Source organism: Flavisphingomonas formosensis (genome assembly GCF_009755815.1).
GTDB classification, from domain to species: domain Bacteria; phylum Pseudomonadota; class Alphaproteobacteria; order Sphingomonadales; family Sphingomonadaceae; genus Flavisphingomonas; species Flavisphingomonas formosensis.
Genome location: NZ_WRPK01000001.1, coordinates 343,212 through 364,612 on the forward strand (window position 1 = coordinate 343,212; position 21,401 = coordinate 364,612).

Consider the following 21,401-nt stretch of genomic DNA (forward strand, 5'->3'; position numbering starts at 1 on the left):
TTGAACCGGCGGCATTGTCGTCGTTACCACTGCCGTGTCCCGCACCGTTTTCGGCTCCTCGGGCGCATGACCTGGGACGGCCGCAGTCCCGCGAAATCATCGCCGTGCGGCTTATTTCCCCGCCCGCGCCCACCCCACGCGGCACGCCTCGTGGGGACCCCGAGCTTGCGGGCTCCTCGCGGTCGCTTAGCTTCAAATAAGCCTTCGGCTCCGGTCCTCCGCTGCCGCTCCGGCCTGCCGGTTCGCAGGCCTGCCGTGACCGTCCCTCCGGTCCGCCCATCGCCCGGAAACGGTTCGGGGCGACTTTTCAGGAGACGAACAATGCCCGCCATCGGTTATGTCACTCGCGACGGAGAAGGCTTCAAGGGCCAGCTCAAGACGCTCTCGATCCGCACCGACATCGAGATCATTCCCAACACCCGCAAGTCCGGCGACACCCAGCCCGACTATCGTGTGTCGGCGGCAGGTGTCGAGGTCGGGGCCGGATGGGTCCGGCGCGGCGAAATGAGCGGCAAGGACTATGTGTCGCTGTCGCTCGCCGCCCCCGAATTCGGCCCGCGCCGACTCTACGCCAATCTCGGCCGCGCCGCCGGGCAGGATGACGACGACGCCTTCGCGATCATCTGGAATCCCGCCGATTGAGCGAACCGCCCCGCGTCCGCCAAGGGCGCGGGGCATAAAGCGGTGCGCCGGATTTGCCATTGCTCGCGAGGGACTCTGCAGGCGGGGGCGTCTGCGCCGTCCGCTTTCCGTCGCACGGACGAAAGCCCGTGCCACCCGGTTCAACCTACACCGCTTTATACGACATCGAGCCTCAGGAACCGAGCCGACTGAACTCAGCGCCCGGCGTCCCGCAAGGGCCCGGGGCATCGGCACCGGCCCGAAACGAGGGGGGTCGGCATCGCATGGGTCGATTTGCGACCCTGCCGAAGACGGCCGGATCGATCCAATCCGCGCTCATCAGCCGGCGCACGATGCGGCGGCGCGGGTGGACTGGAATCATGGACGACACAGCCGAACGCGCGCAGGCCGCGCGCGAAACCTGCCCCTTCCTCACCGCCAAGCAGGCGGCCTTTCATCTCGGCCTTGCCTACTCGACGCTGAAGCGCCTGCGCCAGACGGGCAAGGGTCCGAAATGCCGCCTGCATGGCCGCACCTGGCGCTATCATATCGACGATATCGAGGCGTGGTCGGCGGCCCGCGCGCGGGGAGGCGACCGTGGTTGAGCGCCGCGACCTACCGCTTTTCGCCTGGGGCAACGCACTGCGCGCCGCCCGCGCACGCCACACGAGATTGCGCCGCGGCGCCGCGCTGCTCGGCGCCGGCATCGCCTGCCTCGGCATCACGATCGCGCTGCCGCCGCTGCCCCGACTGGTTTGGAACGCCAGCGCCAGCGCACCCATCGGCCTCTATGCCGTGTCGCCCGGCGCGACGCTCAAACGCGGCGACATGGTGATCGCCTGGCCACCGGCCGAAGCGCGGCAACTGGCCGCGAGCCGCCGCTATCTGCCCAGCAACGTGCCGCTGGTGAAGCGCGTCGCCGGCATTGCCGGGGACACGATCTGCGCGGTCGATCGCGCGGTGACGGTGAACGGCCGGCCGGTTGCGGTGCGCCGTGCCGTCGACTCTGCGGGCCGCCAGCTGCCCGCGTGGCAGGGATGCGTTCGGCTCGGGCCGGGCATGCTGTTCCTGCTCATGGCGGAGACCCCGGACTCGTTCGACGGACGCTATTTCGGGCCGACACTGGCGCATGATGTCATCGGCAAGGCGACCTCGCTGTGGCTGCGCTGAAACCGTTCGCGCTCGCCGTCGCATTGCTGGTCGCGCGCGCCGCCGCTGCCGATCCGGTCGATCGCTGGCGAGCGGAGATCGCCGAGGCGTCCGCGCGGTTCGGGGTGCCGGTGGCGTGGATCGAACGGGTGATACGCGCCGAAAGCGGTGGTCATACCATGCTTGACGGGCGACCGATCACATCCCACGCGAGCGCGATGGGGCTGATGCAGTTGATGCCGGCGACATGGGCGGCGATGCGCGCGGCGCACGGTCTGGGCGGTAATCCCCACGATCCGCACGACAATATTCTCGCAGGCACGGCCTATCTGCGCGCGATGTATGACCGCTTCGGCTATCCTGGGCTGTTCGGTGCCTATAATGCCGGTCCCGGCCGTTATGCCGCCCATCTGGCAACAGGCCGGGCGCTGCCGACCGAGACGCGCGCCTATCTCGCGCAGGTGTCGGGCACGCCTTCGGTGTCGTTGCCATCGCTTTCGCAGCAGCCGCCACCAGCATTGTTCGTCGCGCTTCGGACCAGCAGTGAACCCGACTCTCCATCACCATCGCGCGCGCCGGACGAGCCGCCGGATACCCTGTTCGCGGTTCGCGCACCCCGCTGACCCGGCATATCCGGCAGCGTCAAACGGTGCCGGTTGACAGGCCACTGCGCGACGGCGGACGTTGGAGGGGCTCGTCTCGGCAAGGCCCAGCATGACGGGCGCCGAAGCGGCTGTGCAAGGCCGGCGGCCCCTCCAATTTTGCTGCGAGCCGGAGGCTGCTGCGCAGCCGATTCTTTTGTTTCCAACGCAACAAAATCGGTTCCTCCGCCGCCGCTTACGCGGCGCTTCCGGCTTCACCTCCAGCGGCCCTGACAGCCGCTCCGCCACCCGTCTTCGGAGGGCTGTCCTCAATGAGGAGGATTTCAAGCGAAGGAGGCGATCATGACCATGTTTCAATCCATTGGTGCGGCGTCGGACCGCGTGGTGACAACGCTGGTGGCGGGGCTCGAGATCGAGTTCGGATGGGGCGCGGGCGAGGCGCTGGCACAGCGGTTCCTGGAGGCCGAGGAGAGCGATTTCCTGTGGGATGCGCGGATGTCGGAGCGCTGGCTCGGGGCTTACGAGAGCATCGACGAGGAGGATTTCGAGCTTGATCGGGTGGCGATCATGGGGCGGTTGGATGGCCGCTGGTTCGTCACGGTGAGCATCGTCGATGGCAATGGCAACGCGCATGGATTGATGGGGCGGCGCAGCTTCAGGAGCGAACGCCAGGCACGCGAAGCCTTTGCAGCAACGCATTGATCGGTAGCTCGGAAACGCCGGGACAGGGTGCCGGACAGGCATCGTGTCCCGGGTCTTTTTTGCCTCGGCTCGGGCGACATCGGCGGGCAGCAGGACAGCTGGAATGGACGATTGGAGCGGTTCAGGCGGGAGGGCGGCGTAAGGCAAGATAAAGCTATGGCACTGCGTATCCATAAGCCTTTGTCTGCACATCGTTATTTGGCCAGATTGACGGCACTGCCCTTGATATGCCGGTGCCATCGCCCGCGAAATTGGCGGGGTTCTGCCACGGTCAGTGGCACCGGTTTTCATCTGTTCCGGCGCGGGTCATGCTCGCCCGCCCAAGCCTTTCGGAAGCAGGAAAATGGCCGACGACGACAGTTTCGAGCCGCGCCTCGGGCGCCAGCGCAGCCAGGGCGTCAAGCGCCCCCGACGCTATCTCGGCCGCGTGCTCGCTGCAGCCAATCTCGCGCGCGGCAGCGGGGTTGGAAGCAGGCCTGTCACCGGCAGCTTCACCGGCAATCGGATCGGGCGCGGGGCGGGCGTGGGACGCCTGCTCGGCAGCCGTGGTGGCCATGCTGCCGCGAGCCGTCGCCGCGTCATCGTCAAGGCGAGCGTGGTCAAGCTCGTCGGCAAGGGCGCTTCGGCCGCCGCCGCGCACTTGCGCTATCTCCAGCGCGACGGCACCACGCGTGAGGGAGAACGCGGCGCGCTCTATGGCCGCGACGCCGATGTCGTCGATGGCAACGCGTTCGGCGAACGCGGCGCCGGTGATCGCCATCAGTTCCGCTTCATCGTTTCGCCGGAGGACGGCGACCAATATGACGACCTCAAGCCCCTGACCCGACGGATCATGACGCGGATAGAAGAGGATCTCGGGACCAAGCTCGACTGGGTGGCGGTCGATCATTTCAACACCGGCCATCCGCACACCCATATCGTCGTGCGCGGCAAGGACGACCGCGGCGCCGATCTGATCCTCGCCCGCGACTATATGACCACCGGCATTCGCGAGCGCACCGCCGAACTGGTCGATCTTGATCTCGGGCCGCGCACGAGCCGCGAAATCCAGCAGATGCTGCGCGCCGAGGTGGAGCAGGAGCGGCTGACCTCGATCGACCGCTCCCTGCTCAAGAGCGCGGACGCCGTGCGGGTGGTCGCGAGCCATGCTCGCGATGGGTTCGACCAGACGCTGCGGGCTGGCCGCCTGGTGAAGCTGTCGCGCCTGGGCCTCGCAGAGCCAATTGGTGCCGGGCGTTTTCGGCTTGCGTCCAACCTTGCCGACACGCTCCGGCGCCTGGGCGAACGCGGCGACATCATCCGCACCATGCAGCGAGAGTTTTCCCGCGCCGCGATCCACCGGGAGCCGGCAGACCAGGCAATCTACGACCCTGCTGCACCCTATGCCCGCCCACTGGTCGGCCGCGTGCTGGCGCGCGGGCTCGCCGACGAACATGCCGATCGTCATTACCTGATTATCGACGGCACGGACGGGCGCAGCCACTATGTCGCGATGGGCCGAGGGGCGGAAACCGACATGAGTTTGCCACAGGGTGCGATCGTGCGGATCGCCCCCGTCAGGCGGGAGGTTCGTGAGGTCGATCGCACCATTGCCAGCATCGCCGCCGCCAATGGCGGCCGCTACGACGTGGACGCCCATCTGCACCACGATCCGACCGCGACTGAAGCCTTCGCCGAGACCCATGTCCGGCGGCTCGAAGCGATGCGACGCACGAGCGGCATCGTCGAGCGTGAGCCCTCGGGCCGCTGGATCATTGCGCCCGATCATCTCGATCGAGTGGAAGCCTATGAGGCAGCGCGCCTGAGGGACCGTCCAGTCGCGATCACCTTGCTGTCGAAGCAGCCGCTCGATCGGCTGGTCGATGCCGATGCCGCCACCTGGATCGATCGAGAATTGGTGTCGGGTGCGCCCGAGCCCCTACGCGATGCCGAGTTCGGGCACGATCTGCGTGAAGCTCAGTCGCGCCGCCGGCAATGGCTGGTGGTGCAGGGATTTGCCGAAGAGACCGGCAGTGGCACGATGTTTCCGAACGGTATGATCGCATCGCTGCAGCGGCGCGAGCTGCTACGGGTCGCAGAGCAGCTTTCCGAGGAGCTCCAGATGTCGTTCCGGGAAGTTGCCGAAGGTGCCCGCGTCGAGGGCGTTTATCGCCGGCCGGTCGATCTCGTCAGCGGTCGGTTCGCGCTGATCGAACGGTCGCGGGATTTCACTCTCGTGCCTTGGCGCCCGGTGCTGGAGAAGCAGGTTGGGAAAACGGTCTCGGGATTGATGCGCGGCGACGGCATCAGCTGGTCGGTCGGCCGAGGACGGAGCGGGCCGGCGATCTCATGATCGCATGAGGTTTACACGCGTGCGCAGTGTAGGGTGAAAGCCGCTTAAAAGCAGTTGTTCAGAAGCTCGGGATGCGATCCGAACCTTTGCCGATCATTCATTTCCCGCCAAGATTAACTCGGCAAGCGAGTCTAGCTCCCTTTTAGCGCTCTGCCAGTCAAGCATGTGTTTAGTAAGCAAATCGAAAAATCTCTTACTGTGGTTATGTTCGATCAGATGGCAGAGTTCGTGTAAAATAACATATTCGATGCAGTGACGGGATGCCCTTATGAGTGCAGGATTCAGGTAGATAACCCCTTCGGGGGAGCAACTTCCCCATTGCGTTCTCATACGCATAAGTTTGAAAGGTGGCGGGGCGCTAATCCCACTAAACCGCTCCGAGATTTCGCCAACCTTCTTGCTCAAATATTCGGTAGCCCGATCACTATACCATGCATTCAGTCTGCGTCTTACGGCGGTTGGATCCGCCACTGGCAACGAAACTTCGAGTTTGCCTCGCAAGAGTTTGACTTCCGAGTGCCGCGATTTGCTCTCATGGACAATGAGCTTGTGCCGCCGCCCAAGATAGAAGTGGGTTTCGCCGCTTACATATTCGCGCGGTAGCGCCATTCGTCGCGCGGAGATGGCTGCGTTCCGATGCTGGAAAATCCATCTTGCACGTCGCTGAGCCGCCGCCCTGATGTGATCTGCTTCCTTATCTTCGGGAGCTTCAATTTCGACATCACCGTTGGGGTAGACGTGGATGCGGATACGGCCCGTGACAGCAGCGGTTTGTCGAACGAGGCACGACACTTCTTGATCGCCGTATCGAACAATCATGCCTTCGCGCCATTACCACGAGCAAGACCGACACGGGTGACCTCGACAACCTTGTCGGTGATGACTTTGGCCTTCTCCAAGCCGGTCAATCCGAAGAGACGCGGCAATAAGGCTTTACGGATGGCCGCTTCGATGTTTGCTGGATTCAGCGAGTTTTCCGCGATGGCGTTCTCGACAAACTTCTCCATATCCAGCGCTGCGTGGATGAACTCCTCTTGTTCAACCGCTTCAGCGACCACATCCCCCATCTCCAGCCGGATAATCCCGAAATAGGCGCTGGCGTGGCGGTGACCTTCGAGGCCTTTGGGCAGATCGTCGACGGTCTTGGCAGCGAGCTTTTCCTCCAAGTCTTTGAACAGAACATACTGTTTGTAGGGGTGATCGAACAGCGCGGACGCCTCCGCAATGGCGCGCTTGAGAAGGTCGGAAAAAAATAGCTGCGCATAGGGATCGTCAGCCAATTCCTGCTCAATCGTCTTGCGCACTCTGGATCGGATGATATCGGTTTCGTTGCGGGTTTTCTCAGGAGACCAGGTTTCGGCGGCCGGTTGATTCCCGAGCTCGTTGACGATCAGAACGCCGCCCACGTTCTCCACGTCCTCGCCCACAACATAGCGATCGACCAGCCTCCTGATCTGGTCTTCGTAGGCGCTGTAATCGACGGCTTCCTGTGCGTCCTGCTTCACGATCTTGCGAAGGTTGGTAAAGAACTTGAGGTCGCGCTTGTATTCCGCAATTTGCACCTCGGTGATCGATGTGTCTTCGAAGAAGGAACGCGATCCCAGAGCGATCTTCAAACACATGCCGTAGGCTGTCAGCGCCTCGTAGAAATCCTCCCTGATCTTCTGGTTCAGGTCGATAGGTGATCCGCCCTCGCTCTCGCGAGTCTGCGGTACCAGCAGCTGCCGATACTGCTCGATATCGGCCCTGTTCTTGACCGGCCTGAAAATCGCCCAGAGCTCGGCGTGGAGGCTTGGCAATCGCTTATACTCGGTGCTGACATCGGCATAGAGTTGGTCGATGTCGTCGAGATCGAAGCCGCCCTGAGTGCGTTCAGCGAGGTCCTGATATTCCGTGAGCGCGGTATCCAGCGCCTTCAGAATGCCCCGATAGTCGATGAGCAAACCGTACTTCTTTTGCTCATGCAGCCGGTTCACGCGGGCGATGGCCTGGATCAGATTGTGCTGTTCGAGCTTCTTGTCGATATAGAGGACAGCGTTGCGCGGTTCATCAAATCCAGTGAGCAACTTGTCGACCACGATCAGGATGTCGGGTCGGCCCTCGGTCGAGAAATCCTCGATAACTTGGCGCTCGTAATCCTCGGGCTCGCCACGCACGTTTTCCTTCCACCATTGCAGCACCTCGGGCAGCTCTGCCTCATCAACTTCCGAATGGCCTTCGCGGGTATCAGGAGGCGAAATAACGATGGCGCTGCTGACCAGACCGGTTGCATCCAGCGCCTTCTTGTAGCGGATAGCTGACCGCTTGGAATCGGTAGCCAACTGCCCCTTCAGGCCGAGATCATAATCCTTGAAGTTTTCCTTGAAGTGGGTCGCGATATCGAGTGCGATCAAATTGATTCGGTCGCCAGAGCCATAGACCGCGCCCTTGGTCCCGAACTTCTTCTTGAGATCGCCCCTTTGCTCATCGGAAAGGCCAGCGGTTACCTTCTCGAACCAGTTGTCGATTGCGCGCTCGTTCACGTCGAGGATCGGTTTCCGTTCCTCGTAGAGCAGCGGCGTCACCGTGCCGTCCGACACGGCGTCCTTCATCGTGTAGGCGTGAACGATCCGCCCGAACTTGTTGGCCGTCTTGTCGTCCTTCAGCAGCGGCGTGCCGGTGAACGCAACATAGGCGGCGTTTGGCAGCGCCTTGCGCATCCGCTCGTGGTTCTCGCCGCCCTGGCTACGGTGGCCTTCATCCACCAGCACGATCATGTCCGCGCTATCGTTGCGGCATTCGGCGTGGCGCGCTGCGCTGCCGAACTTGTTGATGATCGTGAAGATGATTCGCTCGGTGCCCTTGCCGATGCGCTTGGCCAGATCGCGGCCCGATTGCGCCTTGGCCTTGCCCGCATCTTTCGAGCCTATGTCCGAACCGAATGCGCCGCCGGTCAAGAAGTTGCCTGCCAGCTGCTTTTCCAGATCGCGGCGGTCGGTTACCACGACCAGACGGCAGGCCTTCAACTTCTCGTGCAGCAGCAGCGCCTTGCACAGCATCACCATCGTGAAGCTCTTGCCCGAACCCGTGGTGTGCCAGATTACCCCGCCCTCGCGCGCGCCGTCCGGCTTGATCCGGCTGATCTGGTCGAGCAGCGCGCGAATGCCAAAGAATTGCTGATGGCGGGCGACGATCTTGTCCACCTTGCGGTCGAACAGGACGTAGGAGCGCACGAATTCCAGCAAGCGCTCGGGCGTGCACAAGCCGATCAGCAGGCGGTCCTGCGCGGTCACCGCTTGCTCGTCGCTCCACAGGTGCTGGAAGTGATCGCGCACGTCGCGCACATGGTTCTTCAAGATCGCCGCGCGCGGATCGATTTCCTTTGCGGCGTTCTTGATCTGGCGGAAGTGATCCTCGGAAAACTCCTCCTCGCGCCATTGCGCCCAGAACTTGCGAGGGGTCTTGGTGGTGCCATAGTGGCCATCTGTCATGCCGATAGACATCAGGAGTTGAGCGTAAGCGAACAGGTGCGGAATTTCCTCCTGCCCCTGGTTCCGGATCGTCTGGCTGATCCCTTCGTCGACCATCGACTTGTTGGGATTGCCGCTGTCGGGCCGCTTGGCTTCGATCACCAGCAGCGGGATGCCGTTGACGAAGCCGACGATATCAGGCCGCCGCGTGTGGGTGCCCGGTACGGCGAGCACCTCCATCTCATCATTGACAACAAAGCTGTTTGCCAGCGGGTGCGCCCAGTCGATGATCGGCACAGTGACGCTGTGCTTCTTGCCATCGACGAATTCGGTGACGGTGATGCCCAGCGTGATGGCGTTGTAGAGCTTTTCGTTGGCGGTGATCAGCCCTTCATTGAGCGCGGGCGACGTCAGCTCACGGACGATCTGATCGATCGCATTGGTCGAAAGCGGATAGGTCCGCCCCTTGTAGTCGAAGGTCCGCCGCCGCAGCTGCTCGACCAGCACATCCCGCAGGACGACTCCCTGATTACCACCGCGCGCGGCGCGGCAGGCCTCGGGCGAGAGATAATCCCAGCCCAGCGAAACCAGCGTTGCGAGGGCCGGGATATGGGAGCTGTAGAGCTCGGCGGTGTTGGGTGTCACCACGATAACCGCTCAGATTGCGCGCTTCGAATTGGTAACGTAGCGCAAACCACTGAGAGGAGCTTCATAGAGGCTGTCATCCAAGAAGCGCAGAAGCCGACGAATTTCCTGCTTGTCGTTTGGGAAGACAATCTGGCCATTGGCGATATTGACCACCAATCCAGTTGCGTTTGCCTTGGTCTGGATATCCAGCGGGGCGTGCGCATCAAGGACGCCGGTACTCGCAAGCTTGTGGATCAGCTTGCGTTCCGTCTGCGTGACAAGTGCCTTCAGTGCTGGAACGTCGGCGATTGCGATTGAGGCGTGTCCAGCGAAATCATCGATATCCTCGTCGGTCGCTGCGGCGAAAAACTCGACCACGTCGAAGACGGCCCGAAGCTTGTGATAGCTCTCAAACTTGATCTGCCCGCCTTCGATGATGCAGGTGAGCGAAGTCGCGAGATTGAACGCCGGATCAGTGATCTTGCTGAACTGGTTGTTGTTGGCGATCATCGCAAACTTGCGGCTTAGAACCTGGGCTGCGGTGAAGCGCTGAACGAGCAAACGAAGTCCCGTGCCCGTGTTTACTCCCACAAACAGGGCCTTGATGTTCTCAGCGTCGAAATTGCCAGCGTTGATCGTCGGCAACGCCAGGACATTGCCGGAAGCTGCGGCGACCATCGCATTCGCTTCGACGGTGGCGTCGAGAACGAGAATCTCGTCGTCGTCCGGGTTCCAGTCCCCATCGAACGCAACCTCGTTGGGCCGATCGGCACGGAACGCAGCTTCCTGGTCGGAGAAAATCTGCATCACGGGATTTTGCAATGCCCCGTCCAGCGGGATGCGTTTGATCGTGATGCCATTGGCATCACGGCACAGTGCAAGGAGATTCATACTGAACCACCTCCTTCCTCAATATCGATGACGATGTACTCGGTGAGCTGTCCGACTGTCAGACACTGCTTCGCGGAGCGCAGCTCCTTCTTCGTGATCAGGACGTAGGTGACGCCTTCCTCGGTGCCGACCTTGTAGAAATGCCACCCCAACAGGCCGAGAAGCGGATTAAAATGATATCCGTAGCCAGTGCTGATCACGAGCACAAAGACGATCATGGTCGGCACGAGTATGTGCCAATTCAAATCGCCGAACTGGGCGGTGAACAGCGGTGAGAGGTAGAGCAGGATAAAGGTGATATACTCCCGATCCGCCGCCTCGATCGATGTCACTTTGAACTTCGACCGCTCCAGATGCTTCCGGCAATATGCGAGCAGGGCAATCATCACGACAACGAGCGCGGCTGCCAAGCCGACAAGGCCCAGCGCAGTTTTGCCCTTACCATCCGAGTAGAGCACCCACGCATAAACGAGGGCAATCGGGGCAAGCGATGTCCCGGTGAGCATGAGCTTGGCAAAGCGGCTGAGCATCAGGCCACCTCGCTTTCCGGGAGTTTGACCCGCCGTTTGCCGGTGAGAAGTTGCTGCATCAGCGCGGCCTTTTCCTGGCGGAGGGCGGTGAGTTGGGCTTGGTGGGCCTGCTCTTCGGCCTCTGCCGCGTTGATGACTTTCGCGATGGCGGCTTGCTCGCCCGGCTGTGGGATGTGGAGCGAGGTCTCGAAGAACTCTACGACGCTCACATTGAGCAAGCCATGGTTGCGCGCGCCTTCCTGCGCGATTGCGGCGATCTCGCGGTTGAAGAGGCCTGCTTCGAAATAGTGCCGGAAGAAATCGTGGTCGAAGCCACGCCTGGTCAGGCGGAAGCAGATATAGAGGCTGGAGACGATGCCGCTGTCGTAGCGGTCGAGCGGCTTGATCGCTCCCATCGGATAGCCATCGGAATAGCTCTTGTTGTAGGCGAAATCACCGCGCTGGAGCAGCGAGTAACCTCGGACGTCATCACTCGCGACGGACTTGTTGAAGTACTCGACTTGGCTGATGAGGCCATGCTGCGCTGAAATCGTGAGCACGTTCGTGTTGCCTTCGGCATTCTTGGTTCTGACCCGCCCAAAAATGTCCGCAAAGTCAGCCCATTCCCACGGCTCTGAGAAGCCTGGCAAGCGCCGATGGCCGCTGAGCAGCTGCTGCATCAGCGCCTGCTTCTGCGCGCGGGCGTTGGCGATCAGCGCCTCGACCGTCTCGATGGCACGGTCCCATGTTGCCAGAGTATTGGCGATGTAGCGCTGCTCGCACATGGGGGGGAGCAAGACGCTATGCTGATCAATGTCCGACTTTTTGACGTGAACGAGCGTTGCCTTGAAGCCATGAGCCTTGGCTTCAATCCGGTCGGTCACATGCCGTAAGGCAACGTATAGCCAATCCTTATCAACGCCTTTGGCGGGGAAGACCTTGAAGATATGCTGGTTGAGTACCCCGGTAGGGCCATTCCAGATCGTCGGGCCGAAAGATGCTCCTTTGGTGCCAGCCCATGCAAACAGGATTTGGCCGGGTGGCACCAACCACTTCTGCTCGGGCATGCCCGCAAAATAGTTGAAGTTTTGGCTTCCGTTTAGATTCTGGATGCGAATGATCGGATATCCGCTTTCGGACCAATCGGGCGGACGAAATCCGTGTCCATTCTGCAATTTGCAAATGTCGGAAACTGTCGCGACTTGCCAGCCTGCAGGAATCATTTCGCGCCACCCTTGCCCTTGGCGGGCTTGCCAGCTGCGAGCGTTTTCACCTTGGCGGTGGCCTCGATGAAATGCTGCTCGACCGCGCTCGGCGCATTGATCGCGCGGTTGTGCCAGCGGTCGTATTCGCTATCCACATGGCGCTGCGCCTGTTTGGCGGAAACCCGGCCCGCACCATCGAGCAACGGGTGATCGCCCAGCTTCAGGAAGTCGTCCAGCTTGGCGATCCAGTCGGCCATGTGCATCGGCTTGCGGCTCTTCGCCATCGCCTCGGCAAATTCCAGGAAGGCGACGGTGATGCGGTTCAGCGTTTCCATCTCGCCATCCTGCAGATAATTCTTGGCGATCTGCGCGTCCTGCTTGGTGGGCAGGCGGCCCTGCTTTTCGCCGGGCCAGCTGGTCAGCCCCATCATCGGCTTGGCGGCATCGGCGCGCGCCAGCTTGGTTTCCGCCGCCGTCTGGCCGTGGGCGGCGTGGTGCACCTTGTTCTGCACGGTCTGGAAGAACTGCTGACTCGTTTCCGCCTTCGGATCATAGTCCACGGCGGTGGCGTAGATATCGAGCACCTTCTTGTAGAACAGCTTCTCCGACGCCCTGATGTCGCGGATGCGGGCAAGCAGCTCTTCGAAATAGTCGTTATCCGGCTCCTTGAGGCGCTCGTCATCCATGACGAATCCCTTGACCAGATACTCGCTCAGCTGCTCGGCTGCCCACCGCCGAAACTGAACGCCTCTTGCGGACCGAACCCGAAAACCAACCGCCATGATCATTGGCAGGCTGTAATGCAAGGTGCGGTACGCTTTGCCGTCGGCGGCAGTTGTCAAGTATTCCTTGACGACTGAATCCGCCTCCTGCTCGCCGTCGGCGAGGATGTTACGGATATGCAGGCTGATATTCTGCTTAGTCGCCTGGAACAGCTCGGCCATGTCCGCCTGGCTAAGCCAGACGTTGCCATCGCGCGCCTGAAGGCGAATGACGGTGACGCCATCCTCCGTCTGGTACTGGATGATCTCGCCAGCCATCAGTAGCCAAGCTCCTTGAGGTAGCCGTCCATCTTGTCTTCCAATGCGGCAAGCTCGGCCTTGAGCTTCAACCGCTCGGCGCGGACGGCAACCAGGTCGATCTCCTCCTCTTCCTCGAAGGTGTCGACATAACGCGGGATGTTGAGGTTGTAGTCGTTCTCGGCCAACTCCTCGGGCGTGGCGAGATAGGCATATTTGTCGACGCTCTCGCGCTTGCGATAGGTATCGACGATCTTCGCCAGATGGTTTGCATCAAGCTGGTTCTGGTTCTTGCCCGCCTTGAACTCGCGGCTGGCGTCGATGAACAGCACCTTGTCGTCCGTCTTTGTCTTGCGGAAGATCAGGATGCATGCCGGAATGCCGGTGCCGTAAAACAATTTCTCCGGCAGGCCGATCACCGCTTCAAGCAGGTTTTCCTCAATCAGCTTCTGCCGGATCGTGCCTTCGCTCGATCCACGGAACAACACGCCATGCGGGGCGACCACCGCCATGCGTCCGGTCTTCGGCTTCATCGTCTCGATCATGTGGAGGATGAAGGCGTAATCACCCTTGGTCTTGGGCGGCAGACCGCGACGGAAGCGCCCGAACCGGTCATTCTCCGCAGTATCGATGCCCCACTTGTCGAGGCTGAAGGGGGGGTTAGCGACGACCACATCGAAGTGCTTCAGCCGGTCCCTGCTCGGTTCGAGCATATTATTTGCACGGCGAGGATCCACTTCGAGCAGCTTGGGGTTGCGGATGGTGTCGCCCCATTCGATGCGGTGATTGTCCTCGCCGTGCAGGAACATGTTCATCTTGGCGAGCGCCCAGGTGCTGCCGATCGATTCCTGCCCAAAGAGCGCATACCGCTTTGAGCCGCCGAATTTGGCCTGCACGCGGCGACCGCACTTCATCAAAAGCGAGCCAGAACCGCAGGTGGGGTCGCATGCCTCTTCGCCCTCAGCCATGTCCATGATTTCGGCCATCAGTTCGGACACTTCGGGCGGCGTATAGAACTCGCCCGCCTTGCGCCCTGCATCGGCGGCGAAGTTCTTGATGAGGAATTCGTAGGCGTTGCCGATCACATCGAGGTTGCCGATGCGCGAAGGGCGCATGTTCAGCTCGGGACGGGAGAAATCCTCAAAAAGGTGACGCAGGATGTCGTTCTTCTGCTTTTCCTCACCCAGCTTGTTGGAGTTGAAGCTGATATCTTGGAACACGTCGCGCAGCTTGCCGACGTTAGCCTCTTCAATGGCGTGCAGCGCCTTGTCGATCCGCTCGCCATTCCCCGGTTCATGCCGCGCCTTGTAGAGCGTGGTGAAGTTGGCAGATTCCGGTAGGACGAAACGCTCGCTCGTCATCAGCTCCGCGATAAGTTCGGGCGTGTCGCCATACTGCTTCTTGTACTCGTCGTAGTGATCCTGCCAGACGTCCGACAGGTACTTCAGGAACAACATGGTGAGGACGTAGTCCTTGTAAACGTCGGCAGAGACTGTCCCGCGAAAGGTGTCGCAAGCGGCCCAAACGGCCTTGTTCACTTCGTCCTGTTTAATCTGGTCGTTCACGATGTTCTCTGCTCCGAGCGCTGAAAGGCAGGTGCAAGCAGCTGCCGGGCAATGGCCGCCATTTCGGCGGCTCTGTTGTCGATAAGTTGGGTGAGGATCGCACGTTCGCTGCGCATTGCCGCATCCAAATCGACAATGTGCTGCTGCTGCGCCAGCCGTGGGATCGTGATCGGCAGGGTCTCAACCACCTCGCGTTTGAGATTGAGGATGTAGGAGCCGGTCGCGCCCGCTGCGAAGTGGTCTTGCGCGGGTTTCTGCATCATCTGCCAAGCCAGGAATTGGGGCAGGATCGCACTTGTCATCACGCGAATGACGAAGAAATGCGGCGAGCAAACGATCTGCTCGTCGCGTTCCTCGATGTAATAGGGGAAGTTGCGTCCACCGCGCGTGGACAAAATGATGTCGTCGGGCCGAAGAAATGCTTTTGTGGATGGGCGTGGCAGCTCGATGCGCGAAAGCCCATCCCAATCGATCCCAGTTTCAGGATCGGTATTGCGCATTTGTATGACGGCGACCCCGCCTTCCGGCAGTGCGTCGATCTTGCCGCGAAAAGGGTAGCCTGCAGAGATTGACGCGAAGCCACCCAAAGCACCAGAATCATATGCATCAAAGCGGTTCATGCGTCAGATAATGATTTAGCGGGCGAAGTTTGTCAATCCATCCTGCATTAAGGCGCTTGACGCACCAAAAATGTGGCGCGCGGTCTAGCTACGTTGATCGTGTGCAATCTCGGCAACGTACCTGCGATACCATCGAGCGGTCGGAATAGCGGCTTCTGGCCTTTGCATTCTGCAAGGGAGACGCTCCGGATCGTCCGACCAAGCTGTCGTCAGATGGTTCGTGAGGGCAACGGCTCGGTACCCTCGCTGAGGATCGCAAGATATCGGCGGTAGCCGAAAACGCGGCCACGTCGCTTGCCGGTGATCTCTTCAACTATACCAAGACGTTCGAGGTCTGCGAGTGCCGCATTGACCGTTGGCGCCGACAGGCCAGTCCGTTCGACCAGTTGGTTCGCATTGAGGAACGGGTTCTGCTGGAAAAGGTCATGGACCCTCAGGGCTGAGCCGGCACGATCACTCCCGGTCGTTATGCGTTCGCGATCCTCCTTGAACAGATCGACGATGCGGGTGGCAGCGTCAAAGGCCTGATTGGCGGTATCGGCCACGCCGGCGAGGAAGAAATCGAGCCAAGCCTCCCAGGCGCCCTGTTCGCGGACCTCTTGCAGCAATCGGTAATAGTCGTTCCGGTGGGTCTTGAGATACAAGCTGAGGTAGAGCAGCGGCTTTCGAAGGACGCCGTTGACGCACAGGTACAATGTCACCAGCAGCCTGCCGATGCGGCCGTTGCCGTCGAGGAAGGGGTGGATCGTCTCGAACTGGACGTGAAGCAGGCCCGCCTTGATGAGTGCCGGCAACCGGGATTCGTTTTCGTGCATGAACCGCTCGAGGGCATCGAGACAGGCGTCGAGTTCCGAAGTCGGAGGTGGCACGAACAGCGCGTTGCCTGGGCGAGTACCCCCGATCCAATTTTGTGATCGCCTGAATTCGCCGGGGCTCTTGGTGCCACCTCGGCCGCTTTGCAGCAGGCGCTCGTGCATCTCGCGGATGAGGCGAAGCGAGAGTGGCATTTCCTCCAGGCGTTCGAGGCCGTGCATCATGGCATCGACGTAGTTCGATACCTCGCGGATATCGTCGATCGGCTGGCCGGCCTGCGCTTCGGTTTCGAAGCGGAGCAGGTCAGAGAGTGTCGATTGCGTGCCTTCGATCTGGGATGACAGCACCGCTTCCTTCCTCACGTACATGTAGAGGAAGAGTTCCTGGCGTGGCAGCAGCATGGTGATGCCGTCCAGGCGACCCAAGGCGCGCTCCGCGAGGCTGAGCCGGTCGAGCAACGCCAGCACGTCGATAGGCGGTGCCGGCGGCAGCGGGGGCGGTACGAATGCCCTGACCATCTCCGCGGCGACGGGAGTCTCCACGAAACGGCCCAGCCGCGGATTCGGTTCTGGATCAGCCATGCGCGCCAATATGCATGGCACGCCTTATTTAAGCAATCGCCACTTCACTTAATTAGCAAATGCGCTAAGATAAGCGGGCTTAAATAAGGAAGGCGGCAAGGTGCGCGATCATCTGGAACACACGCTGGATAGCGTTCGTGCGTGACGCGCGATCATCGGCGCACCCGTCGATGTGGTCAAGGCTTGCCAACGTCATGGTCTGCCGCGAGAATCCCCTTCGTGCGGAGTGACATCGACCATCTGCCCCCGGTCCAGCAAAGCGAACTGGACCGCGTGAAGCAAACGCTCATGGGCGAGTTTGCCGATGCGATCGCGCGCGCGAACCAGCCGTGGAAGAAGAACGGCAAGATCCTCAAGATCATTCTGTTCGGCAGCTATGCCCGGACCGACTGGGTGGATGAGCCGGAGAATGGCTACCAGTCAGACTTCGATCTGCTCGTCATCGTCAGCCACCTGGATCTCACCGACGTCGCCGATTACTGGTATGTCGCCGAGGACAAGATCCTGCACGACAGTGCGATTGCACGACCGGTGAACATCATCGTCCACACGCTGGACGAGGTGAATCAGGCACTGAGCCGGGGCGAGTATTTCTGGACAGACATCGCCCGCGATGGGATCGTGCTCTACGAATTGCCCGGCAGCGCGCTCGCAATGCCTAAACCGCTGACCGCCGCCGACGCCTATGAGATGGCATCAGCCTATTTCCATGATTGGCTGGCTAAGGTCGACAGCGGTATCAAGCTGGCATCATTTGCGATCCGAGAAGGCGAAAGCAAAGATGCAGCTTTCCTTCTGCATCAGGCGACCGAACGTGCCTATATCTGCTTCCTACTCGTCTGCACCCTCTATTTCCCCCGTTCGCACAACATCAAGTTCCTGCGCTCGCTTGCCGAAGACAGCGAGCCGCGTCTGATCGAAGCTTGGCCCCGCGCCACTAGACTTGACCGCCGCCGGTTCGAACTTCTGAAGCGCGCCTATGTCGAGGCCCGCTATTCGGCGAGCTATGAGATCGGCAATGACGACCTCGACGCCCTGTCGCAGTCGGTCCGCGCCCTGCGCGACATCGTCGAGACTGTCTCGCGCGAACGCCTCGAAACACTGAAAGCCGACGCCGGCCTCTAACCGCCAGGCACCCGCTCCCGAATAGCCTTCCATTCCGGCATCCGACCGGAACAGACCGACGCGAGCCCATCTGCGCCCATCAGCACCGTTCAATTTTCGGCGCCTGTCACGGAGTCTGAAACCGCCCGAACCGGTCCTGTCCGGCGGGCGGGAGCCTCGACGTGACACCCACCAAACTACTCATCGGCCAGATCATTGTCGTCTTCGCCATCGTCCTGCTGGGCATCTGGGCGGCGACACAATGGGCGGCAGCCATGCTGGCCTATCAACCCGAACTGGGTGCGCCGTGGTTCCGGCTCGATGGCGTGCCGGTCTACCATCCCTGGGCGCTGTTCCCATGGTGGTATCATTACGACGCCTATGCCCCGCATGTCTTCGACCGCGCGGGCATGTTCGCCGGCGCCAGCGGCTTCATCGGCTGCGCGGCGGCGATCTTCGGCTCGCTGTGGCGCGCGCGCCAATCCAGCAACGTCACCACCTACGGCTCTGCTCGCTGGGCAAACACCGGCGAGATCGAACGCGCCGGACTGCATCGCGACGCCGGCGTCATGCTCGGCTCGCTGCGCGGCAATTATCTGCGCCATGACGGCCCCGAGCATGTCATGGCGTTCGCGCCGACCCGTTCTGGCAAGGGCGTTGGGCTCGTCGTCCCGACCTTGCTCTCCTGGACCGGCTCGGCGGTCATCCACGACATCAAGGGCGAGAACTGGACGCTGACCGCCGGATGGCGCGCGCGGTTCTCGCACTGCCTGCTGTTCAACCCGACCGACGCCGCGTCGGCGCATTACAATCCGCTGCTCGAGGTTCGGCGCGGCGTGGACGAGGTGCGCGATGTCCAGAACATCGCCGATATCCTGGTCGATCCCGAGGGCGCGCTCGAACGCCGCAACCATTGGGAAAAGACCAGCCATTCGCTGCTGGTCGGCGCGATCCTCCACATCCTTTATGCCGAGGAAAAAAAGACGCTCGCGCGTGTCGCGACCTTCCTTTCCGACCCGCAGCGCAGCTTCGTCGCCACGCTCCGCCGGATGATGACCACCAATCATCTCGGCGACAACAAGAATCCCAAGGTCCACCCCGTCGTTGCCTCCGCCGCGCGCGAACTGCTCAACAAGAGCGAGAACGAGCGCTCGGGCGTGCTGTCCACCGCCATGTCCTTCCTCGGCCTCTATCGCGATCCGACCGTCGCCGAGGTCACCTCGCGCTGCGACTGGCGCATAGCCGACCTGATCGAGGCCGAGCGGCCATTGTCGCTCTATCTCGTCATCCCGCCCTCGGACATCAGCCGCACCAAGCCGCTGATCCGGCTCGTGCTCAACCAGATCGGCCGTCGCCTGACCGAGCGGCTGGATCAGCCCGGCACTTCCGCGCGCCGGCACCAGCTCCTGATGATGCTCGACGAATTCCCGGCACTCGGCCGTCTCGATTTCTTCGAGACGAGCCTCGCCTTCATGGCCGGCTACGGCATCCGCGCTTTCCTGATCGCCCAAAGCCTCAACCAGATCGAGAAGGCTTATGGCGAGCACAACGCCATTCTCGACAATTGCCATGTCCGGGTCGCCTTCGCGACCAATGACGAACGTACCGCCAAGCGCATTTCCGACGCGCTCGGCACCGCGACCGAGCAGCGCGCCATGCGCAACTATGCAGGCCATCGCCTCGCGCCCTGGCTCGCGCACGTCATGGTCAGCCGCCAGGAAACCGCCCGCCAGCTCCTGACGCCAGGCGAGGTGATGCAGTTGTCGCCCGACGAGGAGCTTGTTCTCGTATCCGGGCTCGCGCCGATCCGGGCGCGCAAGCTGCGCTATTTCCACGACCGCAACTTCATCATGCGCGTGGCGTCGCCACCGATGCTGGTGCCCGGCCGCTATGCCGATTGCCCAAAGCAGCGAAGCAATGACTGGTCCGACCAGGTGCGCGGCATCGATGCCCGGCTGCATCAAGCCGAGGATGCCGCGGGTGGCGAGGACGATGGCGGCATGCAGCAGCAGCGCCATCCCGGCCTTCCCGAGCAGGTTTCCAGGGCAACTGACGCCGCTGAAACGCGCGATCAGCAGCTTGTGCCGGACGACGACGATGTCGCCGCCGACAAGCGCGCCATGGACCAGGCGCAGGGCCTGAGCGCCGTTGCCCGCGGCTATACAATCAACGAGGGCGCCCACCGCGACCTCCTGCCTGGCCTGTGAGGCGGCGATGAAGATCCGCCAGAACCTCTATATCGACCGCGAGATCGGCGATGCGCTCGAGGCGCTCGCAGCCGGCAACCGCGGCAACAAGAGCCGGCTGGTCAACGACGCGCTGAAGGACTGGCTGGCGCGACGCGGGACCAGGGAAGTCGACGACCTCCTGAAGGTTCGCCTCGACAGGCTGTCACGCGAACTAGAGGGCGCACGGCGCGACATCGACGTCCTGCTGGAAAGCCTGTCGCTGTTCGTCCGCTACCAGTTGATGGTGACGGCGCCGCTGCCCGAGGCCGATGCCGCAGGCCGTGCCATCGGGCGCGACCGGTTCGAATCCTTTGTCGCCCAGGTCGGCCGCCAGATCGCCGGAGGCACGCGCACGCTGGCGCCACCCGAAACGAAGGGAGGCAGGTCGTGATGCCGGCCGGACCCGATACCGTTTCCGCGGAGCGCCGTCGCGCCATGCTGCGCACCGCGATGGGGCCGGCGATCGCCGCCGCGCTCTCCGATCCCCGCGTCATCGAGATTATGGTCAATCCCGACGGCGCGCTCCGCGTCGATATCCTCGGCGAAGGCCGGGTCGATACCGAGGTGAGGCTCGATGCGCCCCAGGTCGAACGGATCATCCGACTGGTGGCGTCGCATGCCCGTGCCGAGGTCCATGGCGAGCGCCCGATCGTCTCGGCCGAGCTGCCGCCGCATGGGCAAGGTGCCGGCGAACGCTTCGAAGGCATTCTGCCGCCGGTCTCGATCGCGCCGTGCTTCTCGATCCGCAAGCCGGCGGCGCGCGTCTATACGCTCATGGACTACGTAGCCGACGGCGTCATGTCGGCGGAAACCGCGCGCCTGCTGTCGCTCGCGGTGGTCGATCGCCGGAACATATTGATCGCCGGCGGGACCAGCTCGGGCAAGACGACGCTTGCCAATGCGCTGCTCGCTGAGATGGCGCATCTCGATGAGCGGGTCATCCTGATCGAGGATACCCGCGAGCTTCAATCGCCCGCCCACGACACGGTCGCGCTCAGGACAAGGGCGGGCGCCGTCACGATGGGCGACCTGGTGCGCTCGACCCTTCGTCTTCGGCCCGACCGCATCATCGTCGGCGAGGTTCGCGGCGGCGAAGCCCTCGACATGCTCAAGGCCTGGAACACCGGTCATCCCGGCGGAATCGCGACCGTCCACGCCAACAGCGCGTCTTCCGCGCTCTACCGGATCGAGCAGCTCATCCAGGAAGCCGTGGTCACCGTGCCGCGGCGCCTGGTCGCCGAGGCGATCGACATGATCGTCTTCATTGCCGGCCGCGGCACAGCGCGGCGCATCGAGACGGTTGCCCGCGTCGCGGGCCTCGACTCCGATGGCGGCTACGCCGTCGTCGATCTCTCTCCAACCCCTGACAACACAGGAGACTGAC

General features: G+C 62.1%; 19 protein-coding genes. 10 read left to right on the forward strand and 9 right to left on the reverse strand.

The window, feature by feature from the left end; genetic code table 11:
* The first annotated feature begins 321 nt into the window (after positions 1-321).
* The 6 genes from GQY20_RS01755 (at position 322) to rlxS (ending at position 5,406) form a co-directional block, all read left to right on the forward strand.
* Entirely contained in the window at positions 322-642 is a 321-nt protein-coding gene (locus tag GQY20_RS01755; protein WP_033967046.1) for a DUF736 domain-containing protein, read from the forward strand.
* A gap of 263 nt (positions 643-905) precedes the next feature.
* A complete protein-coding gene (locus GQY20_RS01760) occupies positions 906-1,226 on the forward strand; it encodes a helix-turn-helix transcriptional regulator (RefSeq protein WP_332836070.1) in 321 nt (106 codons plus the stop codon).
* Entirely contained in the window at positions 1,219-1,791 is a 573-nt protein-coding gene (locus GQY20_RS01765) for a S26 family signal peptidase (protein ID WP_232475839.1), read from the forward strand. The genes GQY20_RS01760 and GQY20_RS01765 overlap by 8 nt, the downstream gene beginning before the upstream one ends.
* Positions 1,779-2,393 carry a lytic transglycosylase domain-containing protein gene (locus GQY20_RS01770; protein WP_157215323.1) on the forward strand — a complete coding sequence of 205 codons (615 nt, stop codon included), beginning with the start codon at positions 1,779-1,781 and terminating at the stop codon, positions 2,391-2,393. The genes GQY20_RS01765 and GQY20_RS01770 overlap by 13 nt, the downstream gene beginning before the upstream one ends.
* A gap of 321 nt (positions 2,394-2,714) precedes the next feature.
* Entirely contained in the window at positions 2,715-3,074 is a 360-nt protein-coding gene (locus tag GQY20_RS01775) for a hypothetical protein (RefSeq protein WP_157215324.1), read from the forward strand.
* 343 nt (positions 3,075-3,417) lie between these two features.
* Positions 3,418-5,406, forward strand: a complete 1,989-nt coding sequence (gene rlxS / locus GQY20_RS01780; RefSeq protein WP_157215325.1) for a relaxase/mobilization nuclease RlxS — start codon at positions 3,418-3,420, stop codon at positions 5,404-5,406.
* Between the two features lie 93 nt (positions 5,407-5,499).
* On the opposite strand, the gene GQY20_RS01785 is transcribed toward rlxS, so the two are convergent.
* From GQY20_RS01785 to GQY20_RS01825, 9 genes are all read right to left on the reverse strand, one after another.
* The gene (locus tag GQY20_RS01785; protein WP_157215326.1) at positions 5,500-6,225 is read right to left on the reverse strand and encodes a M48 family metallopeptidase; all 726 of its coding nucleotides are present in this window, start codon (positions 6,223-6,225) and stop codon (positions 5,500-5,502) included.
* Positions 6,222-9,503: a type I restriction endonuclease subunit R gene (locus tag GQY20_RS01790; protein ID WP_232475840.1), complete on the reverse strand. Its 3,282-nt coding sequence runs from the start codon at positions 9,501-9,503 to the stop codon at positions 6,222-6,224. Before GQY20_RS01790 ends, GQY20_RS01785 begins: the two co-directional genes overlap by 4 nt.
* A gap of 9 nt (positions 9,504-9,512) precedes the next feature.
* Positions 9,513-10,373: a Kiwa anti-phage protein KwaB-like domain-containing protein gene (locus tag GQY20_RS01795; protein WP_157215327.1), complete on the reverse strand. Its 861-nt coding sequence runs from the start codon at positions 10,371-10,373 to the stop codon at positions 9,513-9,515.
* Positions 10,370-10,903 (reverse strand): hypothetical protein, encoded by a 534-nt coding sequence (locus GQY20_RS32400; protein WP_157215328.1) that lies wholly within the window; start codon positions 10,901-10,903, stop codon positions 10,370-10,372. Before GQY20_RS32400 ends, GQY20_RS01795 begins: the two co-directional genes overlap by 4 nt.
* A complete protein-coding gene (locus GQY20_RS32405; protein WP_157215329.1) occupies positions 10,903-12,105 on the reverse strand; it encodes a restriction endonuclease subunit S in 1,203 nt (400 codons plus the stop codon). The genes GQY20_RS32400 and GQY20_RS32405 overlap by 1 nt, the downstream gene beginning before the upstream one ends.
* Positions 12,102-13,127: a virulence RhuM family protein gene (locus GQY20_RS01810; RefSeq protein WP_157215330.1), complete on the reverse strand. Its 1,026-nt coding sequence runs from the start codon at positions 13,125-13,127 to the stop codon at positions 12,102-12,104. The genes GQY20_RS32405 and GQY20_RS01810 overlap by 4 nt, the downstream gene beginning before the upstream one ends.
* The gene (locus tag GQY20_RS01815; RefSeq protein WP_157215331.1) at positions 13,127-14,671 is read right to left on the reverse strand and encodes a type I restriction-modification system subunit M; all 1,545 of its coding nucleotides are present in this window, start codon (positions 14,669-14,671) and stop codon (positions 13,127-13,129) included. The genes GQY20_RS01810 and GQY20_RS01815 overlap by 1 nt, the downstream gene beginning before the upstream one ends.
* Complete coding sequence (locus GQY20_RS01820) at positions 14,668-15,291, reverse strand: restriction endonuclease subunit S (protein ID WP_157215332.1); 624 nt, start codon at positions 15,289-15,291, stop codon at positions 14,668-14,670. The genes GQY20_RS01815 and GQY20_RS01820 overlap by 4 nt, the downstream gene beginning before the upstream one ends.
* A gap of 209 nt (positions 15,292-15,500) precedes the next feature.
* Complete coding sequence (locus GQY20_RS01825) at positions 15,501-16,685, reverse strand: Fic family protein (RefSeq protein ID WP_157215333.1); 1,185 nt, start codon at positions 16,683-16,685, stop codon at positions 15,501-15,503.
* Positions 16,686-16,826: 141 nt separating this feature from the next.
* Here GQY20_RS01825 and GQY20_RS01830 point away from each other — a divergent pair, with 141 nt between their 5' ends.
* The 4 genes from GQY20_RS01830 (at position 16,827) to trbB (ending at position 21,400) form a co-directional block, all read left to right on the forward strand.
* Positions 16,827-17,810 carry a nucleotidyltransferase and HEPN domain-containing protein gene (locus GQY20_RS01830; protein ID WP_232475841.1) on the forward strand — a complete coding sequence of 328 codons (984 nt, stop codon included), beginning with the start codon at positions 16,827-16,829 and terminating at the stop codon, positions 17,808-17,810.
* Positions 17,811-17,971: 161 nt separating this feature from the next.
* Positions 17,972-19,996 (forward strand): conjugal transfer protein TraG, encoded by a 2,025-nt coding sequence (locus tag GQY20_RS01835; RefSeq protein WP_157215334.1) that lies wholly within the window; start codon positions 17,972-17,974, stop codon positions 19,994-19,996.
* 7 nt (positions 19,997-20,003) lie between these two features.
* Positions 20,004-20,408: a CopG family transcriptional regulator gene (locus GQY20_RS01840; protein ID WP_157215335.1), complete on the forward strand. Its 405-nt coding sequence runs from the start codon at positions 20,004-20,006 to the stop codon at positions 20,406-20,408.
* The gene (gene trbB / locus GQY20_RS01845; protein ID WP_157215336.1) at positions 20,408-21,400 is read left to right on the forward strand and encodes a P-type conjugative transfer ATPase TrbB; all 993 of its coding nucleotides are present in this window, start codon (positions 20,408-20,410) and stop codon (positions 21,398-21,400) included. Before GQY20_RS01840 ends, trbB begins: the two co-directional genes overlap by 1 nt.
* The last annotated feature ends 1 nt before the right edge of the window (position 21,401 follow it).